The 25,554-nt window shown below is 59.3% G+C and carries 19 protein-coding genes and 1 riboswitch; of the genes, 4 read left to right on the forward strand and 15 right to left on the reverse strand.

Translation table 11 applies throughout. The features are described 5' to 3' along the window. Positions 1–608: 608 nt before the first annotated feature. Positions 609–2,810 carry a cation:dicarboxylate symporter family transporter gene (locus ACO6TG_RS05335; RefSeq protein ID WP_422377219.1) on the forward strand — a complete coding sequence of 734 codons (2,202 nt, stop codon included), beginning with the start codon at positions 609–611 and terminating at the stop codon, positions 2,808–2,810. A gap of 377 nt (positions 2,811–3,187) precedes the next feature. Here the strand turns inward: ACO6TG_RS05335 and ACO6TG_RS05340 are convergent, their stop codons facing one another. The 7 genes from ACO6TG_RS05340 to ACO6TG_RS05370 all read right to left on the reverse strand — a co-directional run bounded on the left by ACO6TG_RS05340 (position 3,188) and on the right by ACO6TG_RS05370 (position 11,946). After that, positions 3,188–4,705: an ABC-F family ATP-binding cassette domain-containing protein gene (locus ACO6TG_RS05340; protein WP_422377220.1), complete on the reverse strand. Its 1,518-nt coding sequence runs from the start codon at positions 4,703–4,705 to the stop codon at positions 3,188–3,190. 423 nt (positions 4,706–5,128) lie between these two features. After that, a complete protein-coding gene (locus ACO6TG_RS05345; RefSeq protein ID WP_422377221.1) occupies positions 5,129–6,379 on the reverse strand; it encodes a hypothetical protein in 1,251 nt (416 codons plus the stop codon). Next, positions 6,366–7,223 carry a hypothetical protein gene (locus tag ACO6TG_RS05350; RefSeq protein WP_422377222.1) on the reverse strand — a complete coding sequence of 286 codons (858 nt, stop codon included), beginning with the start codon at positions 7,221–7,223 and terminating at the stop codon, positions 6,366–6,368. The genes ACO6TG_RS05345 and ACO6TG_RS05350 overlap by 14 nt, the downstream gene beginning before the upstream one ends. 207 nt (positions 7,224–7,430) lie before the next feature. Beyond that, positions 7,431–8,693 (reverse strand): OmpP1/FadL family transporter, encoded by a 1,263-nt coding sequence (locus ACO6TG_RS05355; protein WP_422377223.1) that lies wholly within the window; start codon positions 8,691–8,693, stop codon positions 7,431–7,433. Between the two features lie 538 nt (positions 8,694–9,231). Then, complete coding sequence (locus tag ACO6TG_RS05360; RefSeq protein WP_422377224.1) at positions 9,232–10,332, reverse strand: TRAP transporter substrate-binding protein; 1,101 nt, start codon at positions 10,330–10,332, stop codon at positions 9,232–9,234. Between the two features lies 1 nt (position 10,333). Continuing rightward, positions 10,334–11,140, reverse strand: a complete 807-nt coding sequence (thiD, locus tag ACO6TG_RS05365; protein ID WP_422377225.1) for a bifunctional hydroxymethylpyrimidine kinase/phosphomethylpyrimidine kinase — start codon at positions 11,138–11,140, stop codon at positions 10,334–10,336. A 32-nt stretch (positions 11,141–11,172) separates the two neighbouring features. After that, a complete protein-coding gene (locus ACO6TG_RS05370; RefSeq protein ID WP_422377226.1) occupies positions 11,173–11,946 on the reverse strand; it encodes a hydroxyethylthiazole kinase in 774 nt (257 codons plus the stop codon). Next, positions 11,938–12,048, reverse strand: a riboswitch (TPP riboswitch). Its footprint overlaps the gene before it by 9 nt. 137 nt (positions 12,049–12,185) lie before the next feature. On the opposite strand from ACO6TG_RS05370, the gene ACO6TG_RS05375 reads away from it, so the two are divergent. Both ACO6TG_RS05375 and ACO6TG_RS05380 read left to right on the forward strand, forming a co-directional pair. After that, on the forward strand, positions 12,186–12,422 hold the full coding sequence (locus ACO6TG_RS05375) for an Lrp/AsnC ligand binding domain-containing protein (RefSeq protein ID WP_094071534.1): 237 nt from the start codon (positions 12,186–12,188) through the stop codon (positions 12,420–12,422). A 30-nt stretch (positions 12,423–12,452) separates the two neighbouring features. Continuing rightward, positions 12,453–12,866, forward strand: a complete 414-nt coding sequence (locus ACO6TG_RS05380; RefSeq protein WP_422377227.1) for a hypothetical protein — start codon at positions 12,453–12,455, stop codon at positions 12,864–12,866. A gap of 166 nt (positions 12,867–13,032) precedes the next feature. Here the strand turns inward: ACO6TG_RS05380 and ACO6TG_RS05385 are convergent, their stop codons facing one another. The 7 genes from ACO6TG_RS05385 to ACO6TG_RS05415 all read right to left on the reverse strand — a co-directional run bounded on the left by ACO6TG_RS05385 (position 13,033) and on the right by ACO6TG_RS05415 (position 21,430). Continuing rightward, positions 13,033–14,034, reverse strand: a complete 1,002-nt coding sequence (locus ACO6TG_RS05385; RefSeq protein WP_422377228.1) for a DMT family transporter — start codon at positions 14,032–14,034, stop codon at positions 13,033–13,035. Between the two features lie 232 nt (positions 14,035–14,266). Next, positions 14,267–15,526 carry a peptide antibiotic transporter SbmA gene (gene sbmA, locus ACO6TG_RS05390; RefSeq protein ID WP_422377229.1) on the reverse strand — a complete coding sequence of 420 codons (1,260 nt, stop codon included), beginning with the start codon at positions 15,524–15,526 and terminating at the stop codon, positions 14,267–14,269. A gap of 242 nt (positions 15,527–15,768) precedes the next feature. Further along, on the reverse strand, positions 15,769–18,066 hold the full coding sequence (locus ACO6TG_RS05395) for a xanthine dehydrogenase family protein molybdopterin-binding subunit (protein WP_422377230.1): 2,298 nt from the start codon (positions 18,064–18,066) through the stop codon (positions 15,769–15,771). Positions 18,067–18,213: 147 nt separating this feature from the next. Then, positions 18,214–19,275, reverse strand: coding sequence for a succinylglutamate desuccinylase/aspartoacylase family protein (locus ACO6TG_RS05400; protein WP_422377231.1), 1,062 nt, complete (start codon positions 19,273–19,275; stop codon positions 18,214–18,216). After that, the gene (rimK, locus tag ACO6TG_RS05405) at positions 19,272–20,177 is read right to left on the reverse strand and encodes a 30S ribosomal protein S6--L-glutamate ligase (RefSeq protein WP_422377232.1); all 906 of its coding nucleotides are present in this window, start codon (positions 20,175–20,177) and stop codon (positions 19,272–19,274) included. Before rimK ends, ACO6TG_RS05400 begins: the two co-directional genes overlap by 4 nt. Before the next feature lie 53 nt (positions 20,178–20,230). After that, a complete protein-coding gene (locus tag ACO6TG_RS05410) occupies positions 20,231–20,704 on the reverse strand; it encodes an ATP-dependent zinc protease (RefSeq protein ID WP_422377233.1) in 474 nt (157 codons plus the stop codon). A gap of 141 nt (positions 20,705–20,845) precedes the next feature. After that, positions 20,846–21,430, reverse strand: a complete 585-nt coding sequence (locus ACO6TG_RS05415; RefSeq protein WP_422377234.1) for a VOC family protein — start codon at positions 21,428–21,430, stop codon at positions 20,846–20,848. A 195-nt stretch (positions 21,431–21,625) separates the two neighbouring features. Between ACO6TG_RS05415 and ACO6TG_RS05420 the strand changes: the two genes are divergently transcribed. Further along, entirely contained in the window at positions 21,626–22,600 is a 975-nt protein-coding gene (locus ACO6TG_RS05420; RefSeq protein ID WP_422377235.1) for a DMT family transporter, read from the forward strand. Between the two features lie 1,180 nt (positions 22,601–23,780). Here the strand turns inward: ACO6TG_RS05420 and ACO6TG_RS05425 are convergent. After that, on the reverse strand, positions 23,781–25,451 hold the full coding sequence (locus tag ACO6TG_RS05425) for a long-chain-fatty-acid--CoA ligase (RefSeq protein ID WP_422377236.1): 1,671 nt from the start codon (positions 25,449–25,451) through the stop codon (positions 23,781–23,783). Positions 25,452–25,554: the final 103 nt, after the last annotated feature.

Genomic DNA, 25,554 nt, shown 5'->3' on the forward strand with positions numbered 1-25,554 from the left:
GAGAGCCACAGACGTCGATTGCACATGGCGACGTCTGCGAAGGGGCCGGGAGCGGACTGCGAGGTTTTGTCGTTGAAACAGCAAAGCGGACATCGAAGTTGCACCTGGGTGCGGGCATTAATGGCCCTGAGCTGCCGTGTGGTTTGATGCAGTGAAAGTCCGTTTGAAACAACGGCTGCTTTCAATTCATTCCACTAAACAGAAGCTCTGCGCTGGACAGGTCAAGAACCAACCACCGTGAGGCACCAAAATCACGCGATAAAGATCAAAACAACTTAGGTCAGGAATGCGCCAATATGCTCTCCACCCGGCAGCGGGGTGTTGGCTCATCGCCAACCGTTGCGGAGAAATGTGTCACGCTTGAAACTTCGGCCTGATTCTGCAATTGGCTACCACGCGCCTATGCGAAGGCATCACCTAACGAGACCGACAGTACAAAAAGCGATTGCCGCAATCGCCTGCCCTAGCGCCAATGCATTGGGACCTATTCCCAGCACCGTGACTCTTCCCCCCAAACGCGCTTAGGTTACCCTATGACTCGATTCCGCAACCCCGGCATAAGCACTTGACGTGCATCTTGTCTTGCGAAAGAAAATGGTAAGAAACCCATGCGTCTAGCCAGAATTGATCTTGCCCTTCAGGTCTTGATTGGTTTGGTCGCCGGCCTCGTCACAGGTCTCTTTCTGGGGGAACTTGCAGCGCCACTGAACTTTGTTGGAACGGCGTTTATTAGGCTCCTGCAAATCACGGTCATACCCTACATCATGGTGGCGCTCATCACAGGTTTGGGCCGCCTCGAGATCGTCGAGATTGGAAAACTGGCCCGCAGTGGCGGCGGTGTGCTAGGTCTACTTTGGTTGCTTGGTATCTGCCTTGTTCTGGCAATGCCATTGGCCTACCCGGACTGGCCGCAAAGATCGCTGTTTCAGAAATCGTCCCTTGAGGCGGGAACGCCCGTTGATTTTCTTTTGCTGTTCATTCCCTCCAACCCGTTCCATGCGATGGCCAATGCGATCGTGCCGGCAGTTGTGGTGTTCAGTATTTTTATCGGCTTGGCACTGACGGTCACGCCCCGGCGGGAGCTGATCATAGACCCTTTGTTGGTCCTGGGTGATACCTTGTCAAAGGTCACTGGTGTCGTCTCGCGGTTGTCTCCAATCGGTGTTTTTGCTCTTGTCGCAGCCCTCGCCGGCACGGTCAGCGCCGAAGACCTGTTCAGATTGCAGGTTCATGTCGTCGTGTCCGCTGCACTTGCAGTCATTACAGCGCTTTGGCTCCTTCCCGCCGTTGTTTCAAGTGTGACGCCGCTAAGACATTTGGAGATGTTGCGTGCCCTGCGCGCGCCCATGCTGACGGCCTTTGCGACCGGAAGCACGCTCGTGGTTCTCCCGATGCTTGCAGATGCCTGCAAACGGTTGATCGAAGCGTCTGTGTCCGAGCGCCCTAGGCTGCTTTCGCAGGACGAAGCCGATGAAGAGCGGGAAGTACAGTCCTCCGTGGATGTTTTGATCCCCACCTTTTATAGCTTCCCGACAATCGGAAATGTTCTTGCCCTTGGATTTATCGTTTTTGGAGGGTGGTACATCGGCACCCCTATTGAAGTATCGCAATACGCGGTCATGATCCTTGGCGGGATTGCCAGTCTGTTCGGTGGCACGGCAATTTCGATCCCGTTCACGCTCGATCTTGTCGATCTTCCGCCAAGTCTGTTCAGCGTGTTTTTGTCCATCGACTTTGTTGGCAGCCGGTTGTCGTCCCTTGTCGGCGTTATGCACTATGCGACGATCGCTCTGATTGGAACTTTCGCGCTGCAAAATCAGATCTGGTTTCGGTTTCCGGTTTTGTTCAAGACTTTGCTTCCGGGCGTTTTGATCGCGATTGCACTGCTGCTGGGCTTCCGGCTGGTCTACTCGAATTACATCGTTGTGCCCTATACGGCAGCCGACGTTCTGTCCGAAGCAAGACTGCTGGGTCCCGAAACGGACGCGGTGGTACACATTGGAGAACCGGAAGCATCATCTCCAGGTGCTCCGAGGCCCTATGAAGATATCGCAACCTCCGGCACAATCCGGATCTGTTACATTCCAGGCAACTACCCACTGTCCTTTTTCAACAGCGACAACCAATTGGTGGGCTTCGACATCGAAATGGCGCTTCGATTTGCACAGCGCTCTCGTCTAACACCGGAGTTCCTCCCACTTGGCCGGATCGATACCGCGGCAGCCAAACTCGACAGCGGCTATTGTGATGCTGTCTTTAATTCCACCGCCGTTTCACTGGATCGGACAGCAGAGACGCTGCAATCAGAGCCTGTGGGGATCGCAACGCTTGCGCTGGTTGTCCCGGACGAACGACGCAAAGCTGTCGAGACATGGTCGAAAATACTTGAAACGGACGGTCTCACACTCGCAGTCGGAAGTTATCATGCGTTTCCGAGGGCCGCCGAAACCAATTTGCCGGATGTCGATTTTGTCTCCCTGGAAGATCTCGAGGCGCAGCGATCGTATTTTGAAAGCGGTGGTGCCGGGGCAGATGCCTTCATCGATACGGCTGAAGAAGGCGCGGCCTGGACACTGTTGTATCCACGTTTTTCGGTTGTCGTGCCAAGACCCGTGACGCGCGTCCCTATGGTCTACCTAACATCGAAGCAAAGCCCGCTGGTGTTGAAAGCCCTGAATACATGGCTCCTCATAGAACGGGAGTCCGGCGGTATTGAGGAACTGGAACAATACTGGATTGAGGGTCGCCGGGATGCGGTTGCGGAGCCAAGGTGGTCGGTCATCCGAGACGTTCTCGGTTGGGCGAATTAGCCGACAAGACGATTTAGTAATCTAACTCGTTCAAGGTAAACCAATATCGGACCTCTGCTCAACCCGCAACGAAAGCCCGCTTCCCGCCCTCAGCGGACCTTCGGTCGAACCGCAAAGAATGGCAGCGCCTCAGACTGGGTCGAATACCAGTGAACACCCAACTTGAGAGCCCGAAACGGACGGGTCACACATCTCGTTCCGACCGCAGTCAATTGGCTAAACCGGATCTGCCGGATCGCCGGCAAGACGCTGGAACAATCGCCCACCGCACCAATCCCGACATACCGAAAACCACGTTCCTCGCCGACGTCTGCCGCCGGCTTGCCCAGAACGGCATTCCCTTCAACTCTCTGCTGCCGGGCAAGATCTCCGCCTTATTACCCCGCCCTCATTTCGTCGCTCAAATAGGCCTCGGGACTATCGATCTCCTCAAGCTTTCGATTGTTGATCCACCAGAAGCGGTTGCCGACATTGCGCAGGAAACTGCGGTCATGACTGACGAGAAGACAGGAAACGCCGTGGTTGATCAGCTCCGCCTCGAGCGCTTCCTGCCCCTCGATATCGAGATGGTTGGTCGGCTCGTCAAGCAGGTAGAAATTCGGTTGCTTCAAGCGAAGCATCAACATGGCCAATCGTGCCTTCTGCCCGCCTGACAGCGCCCCAATTCTGGTGCCCTGCATCTGGATAGTGACGCCGGCGCCCGCCAGAACGGCGCGCGCCCGCGTGTCGCCGATGCTGAACTGGCCCGTGACCGCGCCAAGCGGCGTCTCCTCGTCGTCCAGCTGGCTCAGATGCTGGTCGGAATAGGCGGCGACGACGGACGGGGCGCATTTCACGGTTGTCTCCTGGCCCGCCAGGGCCCGCTGTACCGCCTTGATCAGTTGCGTCTTGCCCGTGCCGTTTGTGCCCAGCAGGACGACGCGATCCCCGCGAACCAGATATTTCTTGCCGGTCCTGTACAGCAGGCGCCCATCCGGCGTCTTGACCTCAACATCATCCAGCGTCACCAGAGCCTTTGCGTGGGTGCCGCTATTGGCAAGCCTGATATCACCGGCCGATTGCTCCCGGTGCACCGGCCTGGCGGCCGCCTCGAGCTTGTCGGCGCGCTCCTTCAGCTGTTTTGTCTTGGTCAGGAGCAGATCGGACCCGGAATTTATGCCTACATTTTTCAGCTTCGCAGCCTGCCGCCGCAACTGCCGGGCCTTGTTCATGTCGTTGGCCTGTTGCCGTTCCGCCGCCGCGTCTTCCTGTCTCAGGACGGCGCGCGCCTCGCTGAACGGCAACGGAAACACCCGCGAGTGCTCGGGTCTGAGAAACAGGGTCCGGTTTGTCACCGCATCAAGAAACGCCCTGTCATGGGACGTCACGACGAGCGAAACGTCACTGCGTATCTCCGAAAGCCAGGCCTCAAGCAGAGCAATACGGCTCAGGTCGAGATGGTTGGTTGGCTCATCCAGCAGCAGGACGTCCGGCTCCTTGATCCAGGCCGCTGCCAACATGGCTGTCCGCTGCCAGCCGCCGCTGAGCTGCCCCAGCAACCGATGCTGAAGGTCAAAAGGCACCTGCAATTCGTCGAGCACCACATCCACCCGCCAGGTTTCGTATTCGGCCTGGTCGGCAGGCAGTGCGGTTTTCACCCAGTCATAAAGGGAGACGGTTAGGGCTTCTGGTGGCAGGATCTGGCGAACAAGGCCGACACGCAGGCCTCTGGACCATGTGATCTCCCCAGCGGTCTGGTCCAGGTCACCGGCCAGACATGCCAACAAAGTGGACTTGCCGCGACCGTTGGCGGCCACCAGGCCAATGCGGTCGGATTTGGAAATTGTCAGGTTGAGGTCGCGAAACAGAGACTCGCCAAGGGTCATGCCCACAGCATTGAGATTGATGACAGTCATTGGAAACTCGGGTCAAACGGGTAGCGCCGCGATGCGGCTTATGAACCGACCGTCGAAGGGTGTTCTCTGGCCAGCCCTGCAAACGTATTCACAGGGCGTAGCGGGGACCATGCTGAAGGAGGCGTTTGATGCGCATGCTCAGCTGGTGCCCTCCCGTTGTTTAAATTGACCTTCGCGACACCCTAGGAAACCCCGCCATCACTGGCAAGCCATATTTCCAATGGGTATCCCGGAATGCAGATGCGACGCGGGCCTGCGGCCCTCCCTGACACATCACGCGTGGACCGCCTCTCGGGGCTGTTCTTTCTGAAAGGAAAGTCGCTTCGACAAATTCAGCAAAGAACCTCCTCGACTATCGGAGCCGATCATTCTCGCCCACCAGAAGCCAGCATTCAGGCTCCGGCTCCGACCGAACGTTCGCAATCAGTTCTGAAAGGCGCTACCACTCGCGAATTGCGCCATGTTTGTCGTGTTGTGATCTTCATCGCTCGGCCCGGTATTCACCCCGACAACAACAACTGCATCCTCGTGCTTTTGCACCAGAATTCCACCGCTTGCGCCCCTGGTTGTCTGGCAAGTGTGCAGCATTTCGCCAGTGCCCCCATCGTACTGAACAACTGTGCACAATGCACTTGAATCAATCCAGTAAAGGGCAAACTCTTCCGGGAGTTCATTTAGTTTACTCACCTCGTTGGCCAACAGTGCGAGGCTATTGTTGCCTGCAAAAATGGTTGGGACAAACTCCCGGGCCTGTCCTGTACTCAAGGGGTAAGCATCACCTTGCAGGAAAGCCAATGCATCGTCTGACTCCAAGAAACTGAAATCTCCTGATGCATGAAATGGTCCGTCGTCTGTCTTTGTAAACCTTTGCTCCACAGCGTACTTGCGATGAAATCCACTGGTAAGCTCGTGATCCTTTACGCAATGGCCGGCTGTCGCGAATGCAATCTGGCCGACATGCGAAAAGGATGCGACGTTGCACAATGGCTGTTCAGAAGTGCCACCACCGCTTAGCGAAGTGTAATTGAAATCCTTCAGTCCTTGACCGGAGTAACACGCGGTTCCGTAGTCAGACACCACGGCAACACAGGATTTCGCGTCATCGACGTTGCTATGCTTCGTCACACAGCTGCTTTTGTATTCCTCTTCCAGATCGCATTTTTTCGTGTCTTGGCAAACACGTTCATGGAGCGCTGCGATCGCTGCTTTGCAGGTTAACAGTCCGGCCGACCTCTTTGCTTTTTCCGAAGCCTTCACACGCTGGTTCCAACCGGTATTTCCGGTATCGGGATCCTGGTAGGTGCCCGTTGCCGCGTCCGGATCAATTGGCTGCTGATCCACGCCAGAAGGTGGCCCGAACCCCACGCCTTCCAAACGGTCCAAATATCCCGCCCAGTCACTTTCATTCCAATCTAGCGCCCACCTTGAGACAACCGAATTCTGGAACTCATCATAGAGCTTCGCAGTTTTCACTTCCATTGGAACGTAATCGAAGGTCTCCGGCCCGTTTTGCAGCGCGTAGCCGAAAGTGTCACCGACAAGAGACTTAAACCTGGCTTGATCATAGGAGTTGGAGAAGGTCGGTTGGGAGAGTTGCCCCTGCGCCGCCGCTTGTTCTGCAAGAGCAAACATGAGCACGACAACCAAAACGGCGCTTTTGCTAAAATGCCTCATTTTCAACCCCCGGGTCTCGGAGAAGGGATTCACTTGAAACATCTGGCGTATTTGCCAGAATTCTTCTGATTTCGCCTTCGATGGTTGTGGGCTCGTTTTTAAGCGTTCGCTCAAGCGCAGCGATCTGTCTCCGAGCCTTTTCGTTGAGGTTGCAGCCTGCAGCGGTCATCAAAGAATTAAAATCGGGTGCGTTCTCGGGCAGCGGGATCAACAGAGTGTTCATTCGAAGATCAAGATACTGCATGACCCATTTGTTTCCCGAAAACCTCGTGATCACCTTCCGGGCATCATCATCAAGCTTCGCAATCTCATCCAGTGTTTCGACATAAGCCTCTGGCGCAGTTCGTTTGCAATTCCCCGCCTCCAGCGCAAGGCGCGCAATCGCGCGCGTTTCTTCCTGCCGGTCAAGTCGACGTACGCGCAGCGCCTCCGGATTGAGCGCCAACTGCGAAATCCGTGCCTCGCTGACTGCTTTCGGGACGCCGACAGCCCGACCGATAGCGATCAGTCGATAAGCATCCACTTTCTGTTTGGAGCTCAAGTCGGCAAGTTCTGCGGAAAGCCTGTAGCTATCGGCCAGATACAATTTCGTTACGCCCCAACCGGCCCAATAGCCCGCCAGAACGGCAAAAATAATTGCAGTTAGCGCCGGCAAGGTCTGACGCAACACGATGGCTGTCGGCAGTTTTCGCCCGGTTCCGGCGACCAGACCAACAGCACTTGCCGCAATCGTACCCAGGATTTGCAAGACAGCCGATGAAACGGGGGAAAGCGATAGGCCGTGCAATGCACCAACTGTTGCACCAAGTAGAAAAACAGCTGCGTAAAAAGGCTTATACGGCATCGTCTTTACCTAAAAGATTAACGATAACTCTTTTCTCATTCCTTGGCTAGGCTTGGGGCGCGGTAAAAAAATATAGTTCAAGTTGTAACAATCCGCCTGCTGATACCGGTTCAGCAGCAATCCGTGCCGACGATGAAATCCTCGCAACCACACACAAAAGGCCGGAGCAATGCCCCGGCCTCTCGTCAAGACGCTGCTGAGCTGGTCTTAGAACTTGTAGCGCAGCGATGCGGAGATGATGTTGACGTGGCTGTCAACATCGGCGGTGTAGGTGCCGAAGGTGGCATTGTAGTCCTGGTGACCCGGAGCAATGTTGATCTTGGTCGATTCCGGAATGATGTGGGTGTAGCCCAGATCGAACGACATATGCTTGTTGAAGTCATAGGTCGCACCGGCGGACAGCCACCAGCGATTGTTGTCCGGCAGGCGGGTGGAACGGATGTCTTCGTCGATCGGCGAGATCTCGTAGCCGAGACCGGCCCGAAGGGTCAGCTGATCGTTGAAGTCATATTCACCACCGAGCGAGAAGAACCAGCCGTCATCATAGTTGAAATGCAGCGTGGTCAGTGCCGCTCCACTGGTGTCGGAGATTGCGCGCGGTGACTTCAGACGGCTCCAGTTGGTCCATTCGACCGTTCCCAGAACGCGGATCTTGTCGGTGATCTTCTGACGCGCAGAGATGTTGACCATGTCCGGCGTCACGACGCCAAGGCCGATCGCGCTGGTGACACCGCCCACGATCAGGTCGCCATCAAGGTCATGACCAACGCCGGAGCGATAGCCGATGCCGATTTCGGTACCTTCCCACGGACGCACGGTCAGACCGGCAGTGACACCGAAGCCGACATCGTCGCCCTTGATTTCGTTCGAGCGCGGGAAGCCGGCACCAGACGTGGCGTCAGCGGATTTCAGTGAGACTTTCAGGTACTGGACCTGAACACCGACCGCGATCGACACCATCTCGTTGATCTGCAACGCGAGCGCCGGGTTGACGTTCATCGAGAACACGGACGAGGAGCGGGAATAGAACTGCCCCGCCCAGTTGAAGTCCGGTTTGGTGGAGAGACCGAACGGGGCGTTGATGCCGACGCCGAAGATGACCTGGTCATTCAGCCGGTACGCCGCATAGGACGCCGGGATGAAGGCGTCGGACGCGATGTCGCCACTGCCGACGGAAGAAGTTCCCAGAAAGCCACCTGACAAGGTTCCGTTGATCTCTGACACCGGGAACAGCCCCGTGTTATGCGCCTCGACTGTCAGGCCCTGCTGCGCCCCCATCAACGAAGCCGGGTTCCAGTACATGGACGAAATGCCACCGCCCGTTGTGCCGTAACCGGCAAATGACATGCCCTGATAGTAGGAGCTCTGCTCACGCAGGGCGAAACCGCCCGCATGCGCTGCGCCTGCAACCATGGATAGCGCGACCGCGGTCGACGCAAATAGAACTGTTTTTTTGTTTGCCCACGACATGGTGTTTCCTCCCATCCCCTTCCCGCTGGGTGATTCATGACAACTGATGACAGAATTCCCGGAGAAGGCGCCCGGTTTCAACACAATATTGGGGCCCGGCACCGGCAGAAAATCGCTTGCTGCATTGCAATATAGTCAGGAAATTCCCTTAGGTTTCGGGTGAACGTCCGCTCATCACCCAAAAATCGACAAGTTCAGAGACACTTCGTCACATGATCGACACAAGTTGACTCTTTTGCCCAAAAAAGAGGCAGAAAAAATACCAGCTTCCGATAACGTAAATTAGCCATTGAACGTTGCGGCTTTGCCACACGTGTCGTTAGGGAACACGGGTAGGTTGTTGGACAAATACCCTGAAGTCCCTCGGTAAAATCACCGATGAAATGACTTTACGGCAGCCCTTTGCCCCAACACCTGTGACGGCGCTGAACCAACGAGCCAGTGGAAAAATGTCAGGAGCCACAGCGAGGATGGGGGCGAAGGACGGCGACACCGGCACCGCGTTTTTTTGCGCGCTGCCGGTCATACCGTCGACTGCCTAGGCGTCCCGCGCCGCCATAAAACTGCGCATGGCGATGCTGCTCCACGGGGCCAGGCGCTCCCGTGCCGCCTGATGGCTTTCCTGGATGCGCCCGGCCAGCGGATCCTTTTCCGCGAATTCAGCCAGAACGTCAGTAGCCGTTTGCCTGAGCGCGGCCAGAACCGGTTCCGGATAAGGGCGCACGGTCACGCCGTCCTCCTCCTGCAGCAGTTTCAGGCTGCCGGCGTTCTGCCAGTCGCTTTCCGCCAGCGCCCGACCGTTCTCGGCCCGGCAGGCTTCCAGCACGATGGTCCTCAGCTCCTCCGGCAACCCGTCCAGCGCAGTCTTGTTGAAGAGGGCCTCGCCCGTGCCGTTCGGCTCGTGGAACCCAGGCGAATAGTAGTTGTGCGCGACCTTCTGAAACCCCATCGCGCGATCCGACCAGGGCCCCAGGAATTCGGTCGCATCCAGAACACCGCTCTGCAGGGCCTGGAACAATTCACCCGGCGGCAGGCTGACCGGCGTGGCGCCGAGACGGCGCATCACCTCACCCCCGAGGCCCGGCATGCGGATCTTCAGCCCTTTGAGATCGTTAAGGCCCGTGATCTCGCGCTTGTACCAGCCGCCCATCTGGACGCCCGTATTGCCTGCCATGACCGGCTTCAGACCAAACGGTGCATAGAGTTCGTCCCAGAGCGCCTGCCCGCCGCCCTGCTCGATCCAGGCAATATGTTCATGCGGCAGGAGACCGAAGGGTACGGCCGTGAAATAGACCGAGGCCGGGATCTTGCCCTGCCAGAAGAAGGAAGCCGTATGGGCCATCTGGGCTGTGCCGGCCGAGACGGCATCGAATACGCCCAGTGCAGGCACCAGTTCTCCGGCGGCAAACAGGCGCACACGCATGCGGCCACCCGACATCAGCTCGATCTGGTCTGCAATTCGCTGCGCGGTGATGCCGGGACCCGGCAGGTTCTTCGGCCAGGAGGTGACCAGCTTCCATTCCAGCGTTGCCTGTTCCTGAGCAACAGCTGGCGCTGCCAGACCGGCTGCTCCGGCCGCTGTCGCACCAAGCAAGGCGCGGCGGTTCACCTGTGTCCTTTGGCCACTCGTCTTGTTCATCTCACTTGCTCCAATAGCCGTGGAAATGGTGCACGGGGCCATGCCCGCTGCCGATCTGAAGCGTGTCTGCGGCCGCGATCGCGGCCTGGATATAAGCCTTGGCATCGGCAACCGCCTGAGCCATCGAAAGCCCCTTGGCAAGGCCGGCCGCGATGGTCGACGACAGGGTGCAGCCGGTGCCGTGGGTGTTGCCGGTGTCGATCCGCCTGTCGCGCAGCCAATAGGACGTCCCGTCTCTGGTCAGCAGCAGGTCCGCACTCTCTGCGCCTTCACCGTGCCCGCCCTTGATCAGAACAGCCTTTGCGCCCAGCCCCAGCAGTTTCTCGGCCTGAGCCTTCATGCCCGCTTCATCACCCGCAAGGCCGGTTTCCAGCATGCGGGCGGCTTCATGAAGGTTCGGCGTGATGATGTCGGCCAGCGGCACCAGTTCGGCCATCAGCGTCGCAACGGCACTGTCGGCGAGCAGCGGATCGCCGGAGGCGGCCACCATGACAGGATCCAGCACAACGGGCCCGGGGGCGTGGGCTTTCAGCCCTTCGGCCACGGCCTGAATGGTGTCCACGCGCGACAGCATGCCGATCTTGGTCGCCTTGACGGCCAGATCGGAATAGACCGCATCGATCTGCGCCCGCACAAACTCCAGCGGCACGTCGTGAATGGCGCTGACGCCAAGCGTGTTCTGGGCCGTCAGCGCGGTCAGCACGCTGGCGCCGTAAACACCGTTTGCAGAAAAGGCTTTCAGGTCGGCCTGGACACCGGCGCCACCGCCGCTGTCGGACCCTGCAATGGTTACCGCAATGGCGGTCATCTGCATCTCCCGGGATGTGATTGCAATTGAAGTCAGGCAGACTGGAGTCGTGTCTCGATATCGCGCAAGCAGAGGCCGTATAGCGCATCGAGCAATTCCGGAACCAGACTGCCGGGCCCGCCGGCCCGCATGGCAGCCAGCTCACCGGCAATATTGAAGACGGAGAGGCCGCAGGCCGCCGCCAGCGCCTTGTCGCCCTCCACGGCGCAGAAGGCGGCCAGAACCGCCCCGCCGGCGCAGCCTGTCGCCGTGACGCGACTCATGAGCGGGTGTCCGTTCAACAGACGGAAATCCTCGCCTTCGCTCTCGATCTTGTCTTCCGCGCCCGTCACGGCCAAAACCGTTCCACCGGCAATCAGCGCGTCCGCCTTTGCCCTTTCCGGAAACAGGGCCTCGAGTTCCGCCGTATTCAGGCGCACGAGATCCGGCCGGGAAGCCATCAGGGTCAGCGCAAAGGCACAGCGTGACGGAGACCTGTCCACAAAGACCGGATCGATACAGACCGGTCTTCCGGCAGCGCAGGCAGCCTCGATCGCCAGGGGAATGGCGGCACGCCGGGTTTCATCCAGCGTGCCAAGATTGACCAGCAATGCGTCTGCGCTTGCCGCAAATCCTGCGACCTCGTCCGGCGCAAGCGTCATTGACGGAACAGCACCAAGCGCCAGCAGCGTGTTGGCCGTGAAGGCCTGGGCCACCGCATTGGTGATGGCATGAACGCGCGGCTGTTGCCGTCTGACCTTTTCAAGCAGTCCGTAAACCGTTTCGGGCGTCAGCGATTGCGTGGTGGCAGCGATGGAAAGTGTCATGATCTCAAGTCCCTCCGCCGGTATCAGCCGGATCAGGTTCAAGGAGTTGGCAGGCTGCCTCTCAGCCCGATCCGGAATGGCCGGGCACCCCCATGAGACGCCTGCACGGTTAACAAGCGACACGGGCGATTGCAAGTGCGGCTTTCCGTCTTGCCGGCCTGGCGTTCAACGATTGACTGAAACGCCCAGATAGGCGATGTCCATGGGCATCATTTGGAACAGCAATTCCGGAGCACCGCATGATACCGTTTTTCGTGATGATCAAATGCCAGTTGGGCAAGACCTACCAGGTCGCCAATGCGATTGCCGATGCGGAGATTGCGTCCGAAGTCTATTCGACCAGTGGCGACTATGACCTGTTGGTGAAGTTCTATGTCGATAACGGCGCTGATATCGGCCATTTCGTCAATGAAAAGGTGCACCCGATCGACGGCATCCAGGACACCAAGACGATCATCACCTTCAAGGCTTTTTAGAGCCTGTCCGCGTTCCACGGAGACTGTTTCATGCAATTTCTGAAATCGACAGCCCTTTGCCTCGGCCTCGCCCTTTCGTCTGCCGCTATCGCCGCACCGGCCTCCGCGCAGGGCATGCCACCGGAGCAGATCAAGCAGATCCTTGACCTGACCAAGGCCAACTGGGTCGCCTTTCGCGACTGGCAGGGCCAGGAGCTGATCTATTTCACCCACCTGGAATCCTGGAAATGCGGGATCGACTATGTCTTTTACGGCCTCAATGACGGCCCGATCGACCAGGAGTGGGAACTGGAAGCGTGCAACCCGGACAATCCGAACGCGGTCCTGAAGGACAAGCCCTATCTGGAACGGCCGGCCGGCTCGACCCAGTCGATCAGCGTTCAGCTCATTTTCCCGGACGGCACCAAGAGCCAGGTCGAACGGTTTGAATACAAGCCGCAGTAGGGTGGCAGACAAAATCCCTCTCCCTTGTCCTCCCGGATTGGCGCAGCCAAGTCCGGGACCCAGTAAACACGAGCGCCAGCGGCTCCAGCCGGTGCCGGGGCTACTGGATCCCGGTCTTGCCGCTTCGCGTCAAACCGGGATGACAAGAGAGAGGTTGGTCTGCCCATTACGACCGCGACGGCGTTGACGCCCTGCGGGCCTTGGTGCGGTCGAGGCCCAGCTTGTGTTCGCGGTAGATGACGAAGATCCCGGCCGCGATCACGATCAGCGCTCCCAGAACCACTTCGCCAACCGGCGTTTCGGAAAACACCAGCCAGCCGATGATGATCGCCCAGAGCATGTTGACATAATCGAACGGTGCGATGGTCGACGCATCGGCGAAGCGATAGCTCTGGGTCAGCAATATCTGACCGACGCCGCCGGCCAGTCCGATCAGGACCAGGAGACCTGCCGTTGGTGCGTCCGGCAGCACCCAGGCCTGCCCCGGCAGCATGAGCCCGAGCGGCAGGGTCAGCAGCGCCAGCAACGTGGAGGCGCCGGCGAACCATGTAACGATGGTCGAGGTGCGTTCGGTCTCGCAAAGCTTGCGCACCGTGATCATGGCCAGCGCCGCAAACCCGGCCCCCAACACGCCGATTGCCGCGCCGAAGGTCGATGGGCCGTCAAGATGAGCCTCGCCGAGATGTGGCGACAGCACCACCAGGATCCCGACAAAACCGACCCCGACCGCGCTCCAGCGATAGATCCGGACCTGTTCGCCCAGCAGGAAAAACGCCAGAACAACCACAAATAGCGGCGTTGCAAAGCCGATGGCGGTGGCATCCGGAAGCGGCAGCAGCGACAGCGCCGTGAACATGCAGACCATGGCCGACAGACCGATGGTCGCCCGGATCAGGTGTCCGCGCGGGTTCTGCGTCTGAAAGGCCAGTCCCAACTCCCCACGCATTGCCACCATCAGCAGCACGGGAAACAGGCCGAAAAAATTCCGAACAAACACCAGCTGCCCGATCGGCACGGTCTCCGCGGCGATCTTCAGAGCGGTGGCCATGACAAAAAAGATAAGCGTCGAGGCCACCTTCAGCGAAATCCCGAGGAGCGGAGCCTGCCGGGTCATGCCGGTGGGGGCCGGCTGGCCAGAGAAGCGGGATTTCAGGCTTGAAAGCGGCATGTAGGACATCCGGGACCTGACAAACAAAAGAGCTCCTCCGACCCACAGGTCCGAAGATCGAAAGGAGAAAAAAGGGCGACGCACGACGCGTGGGCAGTCCACGGGAGGTGGCGGACAAGGTGAGGCCGGACTGACACGACAGGTTCGCCGTCAGCCGGTGCCATCAGTATCCAGCGCCAACGCTGGCTTTGCAATCCATCTGGGCTGTTTTTACGGATCCCCGGCCAAGCCGTCAGAGCCTTGCTTCTTTTTCCTCCAGCATCTTGGCCACTTCTTCGGGCGTCATGCGCTCCCTCTCGGCAATCGACACCTCGAAGCCCTTCAGACGTTTATAGATCGACAGCAGTTCGATGATCGTCGACCAGGAGTTCACAAGATACTGGAACGAGTTCGACACCTGGCCGAATGCGGTCAGGATCTGCTGGACGATACCGTAGGTGATTGTGCCAGCCACAATCGTCGGCACCAGAATGAAATAGGTGAACAGGTTGTCGGCCTGAATGTAAAAGCCTCTGGCGAGGTTGAAATAGAGATAGTGGAAATAGAGCCTAAAATAGTTCCGCCGTACGTTGCTGAAGAGTTCGGTCAGAGTAAGCGGCTGTGCCCTGTGTTCATGATCCTCGCCATAGACAAGCTCCTTACGATAGGCCGCTTCCACGCGCTGATTGTGAAACTCCAGCCCGGGCAGCTTGATCCCCACGACCGCCAGCAGCACTGTTCCGAACAGGGACCAGACAATCGCCGCCGTGAAAAGCGGTGCCGGTATTTCGCCAACGATTGGCAGCGTGCTGACATAACCTGAGAGCGAAAACAGCACGGGCAAGAACGCAATCAGGGTCATGACCGCATCGATCATGGAGACGCCGAGGCCTTCCATGATGGACGCAAAACGCATTGTGTCTTCCTGAATACGCTGCGAGGCCCCTTCAATGTGGCGAACGTTTTTCCATTTGGCGACGTAATAGTCGTTCATCGCCGTACGCCAGCGGAAAATGTAGTGGCTGACAAAGAAACGGTTCAGCACAAACATGCCCATGGAGAGGCCAGCAATCTGCGCGAACATCAGCATCAGAATGTAGAAGTCGCTGGCAACGACGCCCTTATCGCCTTCAAGCGCATTTTGAAGCGTGTCGCCAAACGGACGGCGCCAGTTGTTGATCGCGACGGAGACCTGAACCGAGAAATAGGTCATGAAAATGATCAGCGAGGAACCCCAGACCGACCAGAGATGCCAACGGTGATCGCGTGAAAACACCCACCAGAAACCGCCGAACACCACGGTGAAGAAGGCGTAATACGTGTAGAACCAGAGGAAGGTCGGTGTGACGAAGTAGGTTAGATCAATCGGCGGCGGCCCTTCCGGATCCGTTCCAAAACCGAGCGTCTCGCCGAGATCGCTGGCAAAACCGTACCAGATGAGAACCGCGGCCATGGCCCAAATAGCGGCGGACAGGAAGAACAGCTTTGGTTTCGGAAAGAAGGATTGAAACACAGGTTTATTCCTGATTCTGCGATTGATCGAAAAATGCGCTTCTTTGGTAATAACGCAAGCGATGACCAAGACCAGCCGAAACAGCCCGAAAGTGCAATAAAACGGTGCACACAAGTACGGGAGACCAATGAGAGTTGAGGGTTTACCTGCCCATCACCACTTTGGGTCCGCAGCTGGTCACATGAGCCTTGAAGACGTTACCGCCAAAACAAAGAGGCGACCGTCTGGTCGCCTCTGAAACTTCACTTCGCCGACTGGATCGCCTCCCAGACCCTGATCGGTGTCGCCGGCATGTCGACCAGGTCGCTGACGCCGGCGCCGTCCTTCAGAGCCATCTGAACGGCATTCATCACCGCCGCACAGCCGCCGATCGTGCCGGCTTCGCCGGCGCCCTTGATGCCCATGGCATTGGTGGTCGACGGGATGTTCCGGGTCTCGAAATGGATGTCCGGCAGGTCGGCGGCCCTCAGCATACGATAGTCGAGCAGAGAGGCGGTCAGAAGCTGGCCATCCTCGTCATAGACCGTCTGTTCGCACAGCGCCTGGCTGACGGCTGACGCCGCCCCTCCATGCACTTGACCGGCGAGCAGCAGCGGGTTCACCGTGACGCCGAAGTCGTCGATGATCACGTAATTGACCAGATCGACATCGCCAGTGTCCGGATCGACTTCCACCTCACAGACATGCGTGCCGTTCGGATAGGTGTTTTCCGACTGCTTGACCTCTTCGCGCGCCGACAGGGTCTCGCCGGCTTCGGCGACGATCTCTGCCAGTGTCACCTGCTGGTCGGTTCCGACAACACGCACCAGGCCGCTGTCGAGCTCCAGATCCTCGATCCCGGCCTCCAGCCGGTCGGCAGCCAGTTCCTTGACCTTCTTGACCAGCGTGCGGCCCGCTTCGCGCACGGACGGCAGACCGATCGGGATCGAGCGGGACCCGCCGGTGCCGCCGCCCTTGCGCACCCGGTCGGTGTCGCCCTGGATCACGTCCACATCCTCAATGGTGACACCGAATTCCTCGGCGACCACCTGGCTGTAGGCGGTTGCATGGCCCTGACCGTTGGTCTGTGTGCCGATCAGCAGCGTCAGGCTGCCTTTTTCGTCGAGCTCAAGGGTTGCTTCCTCGCCGCCGGCAAAGGCGCAGGCCTCGATATAGGAGCAAAGGCCGATGCCGCGATATTTGCCGGCTGCGGCGCTTGTTTCCTGGCGGTCCTTGAAGCCCGCCCAGTCGGCCACGTCCAGCGCCTTGTCGAGATGTCCGGCGAAATCGCCGGTGTCATACATGCGCCCGGTCTGGGTCGTGTAGGGCAGCTGGTCCTGCCTGATGAAATTGCGCTTGCGGATCTCTACCGGGCCAAGGCCGGTTTCCTCACCCGCCTTGTCGATCAGCCGTTCGATCAGATAGGCCGCTTCCGGGCGGCCCGCGCCGCGGAAGGCATCGGTCGGCACGGTGTGCATGTAGACACCCTCGACCTTCGCAAAGACCGCGGGAATATCGTAAAGCCCGGACGACATGGAGGTGCCGACAAAGGGGATAAACGGCGCGAACTGGTGCAGATAGGCGCCCATGGCCGCCTTCACATGCACCTTCAGTCCGAGAATACGGTTGTCCGCATCCAGCGCCAGTTCCGCATGGGTGAGATTGTCCCGGCCATGGGCGTCGGTGACGAAGTGATCCATCCGCTCCCCGGTCCAGCGCACGGGGCGGCCAAGTTCCTGGGCCGCGATCATCGCCAGCGGATATTCCCGGTAACAGAACATCTTGGTGCCGAAACCGCCGCCGACTTCCGGCGTGATCACCTGCAGCTTGTCCTGTTCAAGCCCCAGAATGCCGCAGATGACACCGCGCAGGCCATGTCCGCCCTGGGTGCCCAGCGTCAGCTTGAAACGATCTGTCTCGGGTGAAAACTCGGCGACACAGCCGCGCAGCTCCATGTAATTGGCGACGATCCGGTTGTTGACCACGTCGATGGAAACGGTCTTCGCGGCCTGGGCGAAGGCCTCGTCGGTCTTGGCGGCATCGCCCTGCCCGAAGGTGAAGGCAACGTTGCTGTCAAACTCGGGCCAGACCTTGACCGCGTCCGGCGCCAGGGCGTCCTCGATCCCCACCACGACATCAAGCGGATCGTAATCCACTTCCAGCATGTCCGCCGCATCGCGCGCCGCGCTGACGCTGTCGGCCACGACAAAGGCGATCGCATCGCCGACATAGCGCACTTTATCCGAGCACAGCACCGGCTGGTCGGGCACGGGGAAACTGCTGCCGTCAATCTGCTTCAGCCCGACCTGGCAGGGCATGGTCTTGCCGGCGAGTTCCGCGCCGGTCAGCACCAGATGAACGCCTTCCATGGCGCGAATGTCATCGACATTTTCCAGGCTGATCTTTGCATGCGCCATGGCAGAGCGCACAACCACCGAATGGAGGCAGCCATCCGGCATGTAGTCTGCTGTATAGATGCCCTTGCCCGTGATAAGCGGAGCATCTTCTTTACGACGCAAAGGCGCGCCGACACCGAATTTCGGAGTGACCATCTGGTTCATCGAATTGGACCTGCTTGTTTGGGAAGGCAATCCCGAGACGAATTTGAAGCACCATGCACGGTGTCTATATCGTACATAGTGTTCTGAAGCTTGTGAGGCCAGAGGGCGGCCATCGCCTCCCTCTTTGGAGGAATCTTCCCGACTATCTTAAATGATCTCGTCCTCATCAAACAAGGGATCGGCTTCAAGTTGTGAGACAAGGCTGTCGAGCGTCAGTTCCGCATCGTATTTCTCGCTGACGTCGGCAATGTGAAACAGGCCATCGCCTTCATTGACGACAGGCAGATTGGTGCGCCCGATGACAAGCCCGCCGTAATCTGCAATCACCTCGCGCTCATTCTCGCCGAAGGGATCCGAGACGATGCCGAGCAGCATCTGTGGTTCGACCACATCGCCGATATATTTGAACGGCCGCAGAAGCCCGCCTGCCGGTGACCGCACCCAATAGCTGGACTTGGTCAGGATCGACGGCGCCTTCGGCCGGGTAATGCCCTTCGCGCCAAGCATCTTCAGCGCCCGCATCACACGCAGGATGCCGGAAACGCCCGCGCGGATCGCCATCTCGTCAAAACGAAGCCCCTCGCCTGCCTCGAACACGAGAACGTCCGTGCCCTTGGACTGGGCCGCCTCGCGCATGGAGCCTTCTCGCAGCTTGGAGGTCAGAACAACCGGGGCTCCAAAGGCCTTTGCCAGCGTCAGCGTTTCCGGCCGCGACGGCGACACGCGGATCTGCGGCAGGTTGATCCGGTGGATCGCCGCCGAATGCAGATCAATGCCGAAATCCGAGCGATTGACGATCTCGGTCATGAACAGGTTCGCAAGCCGTCCGGCCAGCGATCCGCGCTGGCTGCCGGGGAAGGACCGGTTGAGGTCGCGCCGGTCCGGCAGGTAGCGGGAATGGTTCAGGAAGCCGAAGGCATTGACGATCGGCACCACCAGCAGCGTGCCCTTCAGCTTCTCCAGCTCCTGGGCCTCGAGCTGCGGCGCCTTCAGGATCCGCCGCGCGATCTCCACGCCGATGACCTCGTCTCCGTGAACCGCCGCGCTGACAAAGAGGACGGGTCCGGGCCGCCGCCCGTGCAGCACATGTACCGACATGGTGACGGGCGTGTGATCTGACAGCACGCTGACCGGCAGGTCCACCGTGCGCCGTGTCCCGGGTGCAATGGAATGCTCACCGATCAGGAAGGGGTCGACTGTCTTCTTCACCCGCGCCCCTTCGTCTTGGTCTTGCCGGCCACCGCATGTTTGGCGAGAAAATCGATGATCTTCCCGGCCGCATCAATCCCGGTCGCTTTTTCAACGCCCTCCAGGCCGGGCGAGGAGTTCACTTCCATCACGACAGCCCCGTGATTGGACCGGAGCATATCGACGCCGCAGACATTGAGCCCCATGGTCTTGGCCGCCCGAACGGCGGTGGAGCGCTCTTCCGGGGAGATCTTGATCGGCTTGGCGCTGCCGCCGCGGTGGAGATTGGAGCGAAACTCACCTTCAGCCCCCGTCCGCTGCATGGCGGCGATTACCTTGCCGCCGACAACGATTGCCCGGATATCCGAGCCCCCTGCTTCCTTGATGAATTCCTGCACCAGAATATTCACATTCGCACCGCGAAAGGCCTCGATGACCGACTTTGCCGAGCGTTCCGTATCGGCGAGGACCACGCCGATGCCCTGCGTGCCTTCCAGAAGCTTGATCACGACGGGTGCCCCGCCGGCCGTCTGCAGCACTTCCTCCGTCATCTTCGGATCATGGGCAAAGGTTGTCACCGGCAGGCCAATGCCGTCCCGCGCCAGCAGCTGCATGGACCGCAGCTTGTCGCGCGAGCGACCGATGGCAACCGATTCATTCAGCGGATAGACGCCCATCATCTCGAACTGGCGCAGCACCGCCAGGCCGTAGAAGGTCACCGACGCGCCGATCCGCGGGATCACCGCGTCATAGCCGGTCAGCTTGTCACCGTTGTAGTAGATTTCGGGTCGCCTGGAAGCGATGTTCATGTAGCAGCGCAGCGTGTTGATGATGTCCAGCTGGTAGCCGCGTTCCTCCGCGGCTTCCTTCAGGCGCCGGTGGGAATAGAGCTCCGGGTTCCGCGCCATCATTGCAATCTTCATGAATCTCATCCCCTGCTCTCGGCCTTCAAACAGGCCGCTGCCTGACATCGACTTCAGTGTTGGGTAACCGGTGCGGGCTTGCCGGCCAGAAAGGACCGGCCGGCATTCACCAGGACATTGCGCCGACGAATTGCCGTTCGCCCGAGGATCATGTCGAAGCCCATATTGCTCCGGTCCGCGAGCGACACATCCACGTGCCAGTGATGGGTACCAAGATGAAGCAGGGTTCTTATCACCACCCGGCTTTCCGGCACGCCGCTTGTGTTCTTGATGTCCCGCTCATCCAGAACGGGTACTTCGACCCGAAAGTCACTATGATGCCTGGAGGCCGGAACCCGGAAACGCACCCAGCGTGTGCCATCCCGGTTAAACAGTTCCTGCTCCTCGGCGTGAAGTGCGGATGTGCGGGCACCGGTGTCGATCTTGGCTCGCATGTCGAAGACGCCAAGTTCCGGCAGGCTGACAATTTCACGCCAGCCGATAATATCGGCCGTAACGGCCGGGCGGACTGATTTTGTCCTTGTCATTCAATAAGTTCCCAGCACCTTCTTCTGCGGAAGGCATGTCGCGACCACCCTCGGTTTCGAGCATGGCACGGCATCGGGATCGGCGCAATACGGGGGCGCCACCAGGCCCGACCCCAATCAGCAACCGGCCCCGTCTCGGGATCAGGAATAAGGGTTTTTCGGGCTTCGGTTGTCCGACAGGCTGCGCCGTGTCTCCCGCGTCAGAAGTTCGATCGCATCGGCCAGATGAACCTCCTGGATATTATAGTCGCCGCGCGCCACCCGGATGCGATGCGCCTCCAGCATGACTTCGCCCATCTGGACACCTTCAGGCGGTTTGAACCGGTAGCTTGCCAGCTCGATCAGGAGACCCAGCGGATCCCGGAAATAGATGGAATCCATAAAGCCGCGATCCTTCGGCCCGCTGTGTTCGATGCCGCGCGCCTCCAGCCGTTCGGCGATCTGCCGGAAGGTCGCCTGGGAAACATCGAGCGCCAGATGGTGGACGCAGCCGATGGACTGCGGCGCCGGCTCCGGATCCGGCTTGCGCTCTTCGTTGGTGAAGATCGTGATCAGCCGGCCGTCACCCGGATCGAAATAGAGATGGCTCTGGTTGGGATCATCCAGATTGGGCTGTTCGAAAACAAAGGGCATGCCAAGCACGCCTTCCCAGAAATCGATGGATGTCTGCCGGTCTGCCCCGGTCAGCGTGATGTGGTGAATGCCCTGGGTCTGGATTTTCTGCATGGCCTTCCTCCCTCGGTTTTCCAGAAAAGTATGGGCCACCCGGCGCAGAAGACAAACGGAGCCTCTTCCTTTCGCCCCCAAAACCGCTAGACTTGTTGCAAGCGCAACAATCCGCTCCTCTTGAGCCACGCCCCTGCTCCGGCCCTGTCGGGACCGCCGCATGCGCATGCCGTCCGGCAAGGAACACAAATGGACATGCCAGCCAAGGACCCCGCGCCCGACGAGGCGCGCGGCAACCCGCTCCAGCGCAAGCTGATCCGCATGACGGCCAACCTGCCGTCCAACACCATTGGCGCGCTCTGGATCCTGCTGGCCGCCTTCCTGTTTTCGATCATGGTCACCATGATCAAGTTCCTGGGCCAGGACCTGTCCGTTTTTCAGATCCTGGTGGTCCGCCAGGCCATCATGCTGGCCATTGTTGCACCCACGATCCTGCGCGGTCTGCCCGGGTCGCTGGCCACCAAACGGCCGGGCCTGCAGCTGACCCGCATTCTGTTCGCCTCCACCGCTATGCTGTGCGGCTTCACCGCCGTCATCGAAATGCCGCTGGCCGACGCTACGGCTATCAGCTTTTCCAAGACCTTCTTCATCACGATATTCGCCATCTGGCTCCTGGGTGAAACCGTCGGGGTGCATCGCTGGGGCGCAACCATCATCGGCTTTCTCGGCGTTGTTCTGATGTTGCGCCCGGATGGTGAAGGTCTGATCGATCCTTACGCCCTGCTGGCAATTGCCGGGGCCGCCTGTGCCGGAATGGTGATGATCGTCGTGCGCCTCCTGACCCGCACCGACCCGCCGGTGACCATCCTGACCTACCAGGCATTTGGCGTCGGCCTGATCATGGCGGCACCTGCGGTCTACACCTGGCAGGCACCGACCCTTGGCCAGTGGGGCCTGCTCCTGGTGATCGGTGCCATATCCTGGGCCGCGCAAATGGCCAACATTCGCGCCTTCAAGGCCGGAGAAGCCACGGCGATTGCCTCGCTCGACTACACAAGGCTGCTCTACGCAACGATCTTCGGCGCGCTGGTCTTCAGCCAGTGGCCGCGGGTGGAAACGCTGATCGGCGCTGCTATCATCATCGCGGCCTCGATCTACACGGTCCGCCGCGAAGCCAAGCGCGGCCGGGAACTGGCCCGGGCGTCTGACGGGCGCGGGTATAACAGCTAGGAAAACTGTCTGTATTTCAGAAGTTTGGGCGGCAGCCACCAAGCTCTCGATTGTCATCCCCGCGCAGGCGGGGAACCGGCACACTTAAATGGCTGCCATTCAACACTACGGCAAATTCCCCGGGTGTCCCGGGTCCCGGGTCTCCGCTGCGTTGCATCCGGGATGACAAACAGCAGGCGCCGAACGTCAGGGCGCACCAACAACGCTCGCTCGCACTGCCTTCGTCATCCCATGGCTTGACCATGGGATCCATGCCATGGGCTCTCCGCGGACAGGGCTGCGCTCGAGACGACGAAACGGCATGGATTGCAGGGTCGAGCCCTGCAATGACGAAAATGGATAGACCGTGCGGCAGTCTTGCCATGTCATCCCCGCGTAAGCGGGTATCCGGGAAGCCTCATAGTCTCTGTTCGTATCCGTCTGTTACCTCCCAGGTGTCCTGGGTCCCGGATCTCCTCTGCACCGCATCCGGGAAGACAAACAGCAGGCGCCGAACGTCAGGGCGCACAAACAACGCTCGCTCGCACTGCCTTCGTCATCCCATGGCTTGACCATGGGATCCATGCCATGAGCTCTCCGCGGACAGGGCTGCACTCGAGACGACGAAACGGCATGGATTGCAGGGTCGAGCCCTGCAATGACGAAAATGGATAGACCGTGCGGCAGTCTTTCTATGTAATCCCCACGAAAGCAGGGACCCGGAAAGCCTCATGATCTCTGTTCGTACCCGACTGTTACCTCCCAGGTGTACCGGGTCCCGGGTCTCCTCTGCACTGCATCCGGGATGACAAACAGCAGGCGCCGAACGTCGAGGTAAAGGAACAACGCTCGCTCGCACGGCCTTCGTCATCCCATGGCTTGACCATGGGATCCATGCCATGAGCGCTCCGCGGACAGGGCTGCGCTCGAGACCACGAAACGGCATGGATTGCAGGGTCGAGCCCTGCAATGACGAAAATGGATAGACCGTGCGGCAGTCTTGCTATGTTTTCCCCGCGAAAGCAGGGACCCGGGAAGCCTCATGGTCTCTGTTCGTACCCGACTGTTACCTCCCAGGTGTCCCGGGTCCCGGGTCTGCGCTACGCCTCGCCCGGGATGACAGCCAGGGCATGCGTTGGTCCAGAATGACGAAACGCGCGTCGAGGACGCGCGTTTCAGGACGGACAGATTTTAGCCTGCCTCAAGCACTCTTGGCTTCCGCCATCGCCCGTTTCTGGGCTTCTTCTTCGACAAGTTCCTTCTTGGAGAGCTTGCCGACCATGGTCTTGGGCAGCTCGTCGCGGAACTCGAATTCCCTTGGCAATTCAATGGTCGACAGATGATCCTTCAGGAAAGTCTTCATCTCATCGCCGGTCATTGAATACCCGTCCTTCAGCTTGATGAAAGCCTTTGGCGACTGGCCGCGATATTCGTCCGGGACGGCAATGACGATGGTCTCGTCAACGGCCTCGTTCTGATAGATCGCTTCCTCGATGACACGCGGATAAACATTGTAGCCGGAGCACAGGATCAGGTCCTTGATGCGGTCGACGAGATAGATGAAACCGTCCTCGTCGATATAGCCGACATCGCCGGTATGCAGATAACCGTCCTCGGTGATTGTATCGGCCGTGGCGTCGTCGCGCTTCCAGTAGCCCTTCATGATCTGGGGGCCGTGCAACATCAATTCGCCCTTTTCCCCCTGCGCCACCTCGGTAACCCGGTCCTCGATGCTGACGAAGCGTGCCTTGGTGCCTGGCGCCAACTGGCCGATAGAACCCGCACGACGGTTTTCATCGAGCGGATTGACGGCAGCAACAGGTGAGGATTCCGTCAGGCCATAGCCCTCCACCAGGACGCAGCCGGTGATCTTCTCGAAATTCTCCTTCACCTCGACCGGAAGCGGTGCCCCACCGGACAGACACAGCCGGATGCTGGTCAGATCGTATTTCTCGGTCATGGGCGAATTGTTGATCGCCGTATAGATGGTCGGCACGCCCGGAAACAGCGTCACTTTTTTGCGCACGATCGCATCCAGCAGCGCTTTAAGCTCGAAGCGCGGCTGAAGCACCATTTCAGCGCCCAGGATGATGGAGAGGTTCTGGGCCACCGTCATGGCGAAGACGTGGAAGAAGGGAAGTACGCAGAGCATCCTCTCTTCCCCTGGTTTGGCCTTTTCGAAGATGCAGCGCATCTGCTCGATATTGGCCGCCAGGTTCTTGTGCGTCAGCATGGCGCCCTTCGGCACACCGGTCGTGCCACCTGTATATTGCAGGACGGCAATGGACTCGTTCACATCAATATCGACAGGCTTCGGCGTGTTGCCGCTGGTCTGCAGGTCGTCGAACCAGATATGCGCGTCATCCTTCGGGATGTCGGCCAGCTCCTTGCGCTTGAACAGACTGAACAGCACCTTCTTGACGCTCGGCAGGCAGAAACTCATCGGACAGACGATGATCTTGTCGAGGATCTTTTCCTTCCGGACCTCTTCAACCTTGTCGTAGATGACCTTCAGATCCATGGTCACCATGATCCGAACGTCGGCGTCGCGTGCCTGGAAGGAGATTTCCCGTTCCACATAAAGCGGATTGAAGTTGGCAACCGTGGCACCGATCTTCAGGATCGCGAAATAGAAGATCGTGTAATAGGGCGTGTTGGGCAGGCACAGCCCGACATTGACACCGGGCCCGACGCCCATCGCCTGAAGGCCGGCTGCGGTGCGATCGACCAGTTCGCCGATCTCCGCATAGGTCCAGACCTTGCCCATGAAATCGGCGGCCGGGCGCGCACCGAACTCGGAAACGGTCGTTTCGAGATACTCGTGTACTGGACGGGGCACAAACGCCGCGTTCCACTCCTCCGCAGTCGTCATAAAGTTCTCCAACGCGTTTTTATGCCACTCGTGCGGGCGGGTCTTCGACCTGACATCCGGTTCTGCGCCTCCACGCGCCAACCGGACATTCCCCCCTCCGGAT

The sequence above is a fragment of the Roseibium sp. genome (assembly GCF_965233565.1).
Lineage (GTDB): Bacteria > Pseudomonadota > Alphaproteobacteria > Rhizobiales > Stappiaceae > Roseibium.

Coding starts and splice junctions, on each gene's coding strand:
- ACO6TG_RS05370 (WP_422377226.1), bottom strand. CDS start 11,946: ATGACACTTTCCATCGCTGCCACCACGCAATCGCTGACGCCCGAAACG.
- thiD (WP_422377225.1), bottom strand. CDS start 11,140: ATGACCGCCATTGCGGTAACCATTGCAGGGTCCGACAGCGGCGGTGGC.
- ACO6TG_RS05355 (WP_422377223.1), bottom strand. CDS start 8,693: ATGTCGTGGGCAAACAAAAAAACAGTTCTATTTGCGTCGACCGCGGTC.
- ACO6TG_RS05425 (WP_422377236.1), bottom strand. CDS start 25,451: ATGACGACTGCGGAGGAGTGGAACGCGGCGTTTGTGCCCCGTCCAGTA.
- ACO6TG_RS05375 (WP_094071534.1), top strand. CDS start 12,186: ATGATACCGTTTTTCGTGATGATCAAATGCCAGTTGGGCAAGACCTAC.
- ACO6TG_RS05345 (WP_422377221.1), bottom strand. CDS start 6,379: ATGAGGCATTTTAGCAAAAGCGCCGTTTTGGTTGTCGTGCTCATGTTT.
- ACO6TG_RS05350 (WP_422377222.1), bottom strand. CDS start 7,223: ATGCCGTATAAGCCTTTTTACGCAGCTGTTTTTCTACTTGGTGCAACA.
- ACO6TG_RS05360 (WP_422377224.1), bottom strand. CDS start 10,332: ATGAACAAGACGAGTGGCCAAAGGACACAGGTGAACCGCCGCGCCTTG.
- rimK (WP_422377232.1), bottom strand. CDS start 20,177: ATGAAGATTGCAATGATGGCGCGGAACCCGGAGCTCTATTCCCACCGG.
- ACO6TG_RS05395 (WP_422377230.1), bottom strand. CDS start 18,066: ATGAACCAGATGGTCACTCCGAAATTCGGTGTCGGCGCGCCTTTGCGT.
- ACO6TG_RS05415 (WP_422377234.1), bottom strand. CDS start 21,430: ATGCAGAAAATCCAGACCCAGGGCATTCACCACATCACGCTGACCGGG.
- ACO6TG_RS05380 (WP_422377227.1), top strand. CDS start 12,453: ATGCAATTTCTGAAATCGACAGCCCTTTGCCTCGGCCTCGCCCTTTCG.
- ACO6TG_RS05335 (WP_422377219.1), top strand. CDS start 609: ATGCGTCTAGCCAGAATTGATCTTGCCCTTCAGGTCTTGATTGGTTTG.
- ACO6TG_RS05385 (WP_422377228.1), bottom strand. CDS start 14,034: ATGCCGCTTTCAAGCCTGAAATCCCGCTTCTCTGGCCAGCCGGCCCCC.
- ACO6TG_RS05410 (WP_422377233.1), bottom strand. CDS start 20,704: ATGACAAGGACAAAATCAGTCCGCCCGGCCGTTACGGCCGATATTATC.
- ACO6TG_RS05340 (WP_422377220.1), bottom strand. CDS start 4,705: ATGACTGTCATCAATCTCAATGCTGTGGGCATGACCCTTGGCGAGTCT.
- ACO6TG_RS05420 (WP_422377235.1), top strand. CDS start 21,626: ATGCCAGCCAAGGACCCCGCGCCCGACGAGGCGCGCGGCAACCCGCTC.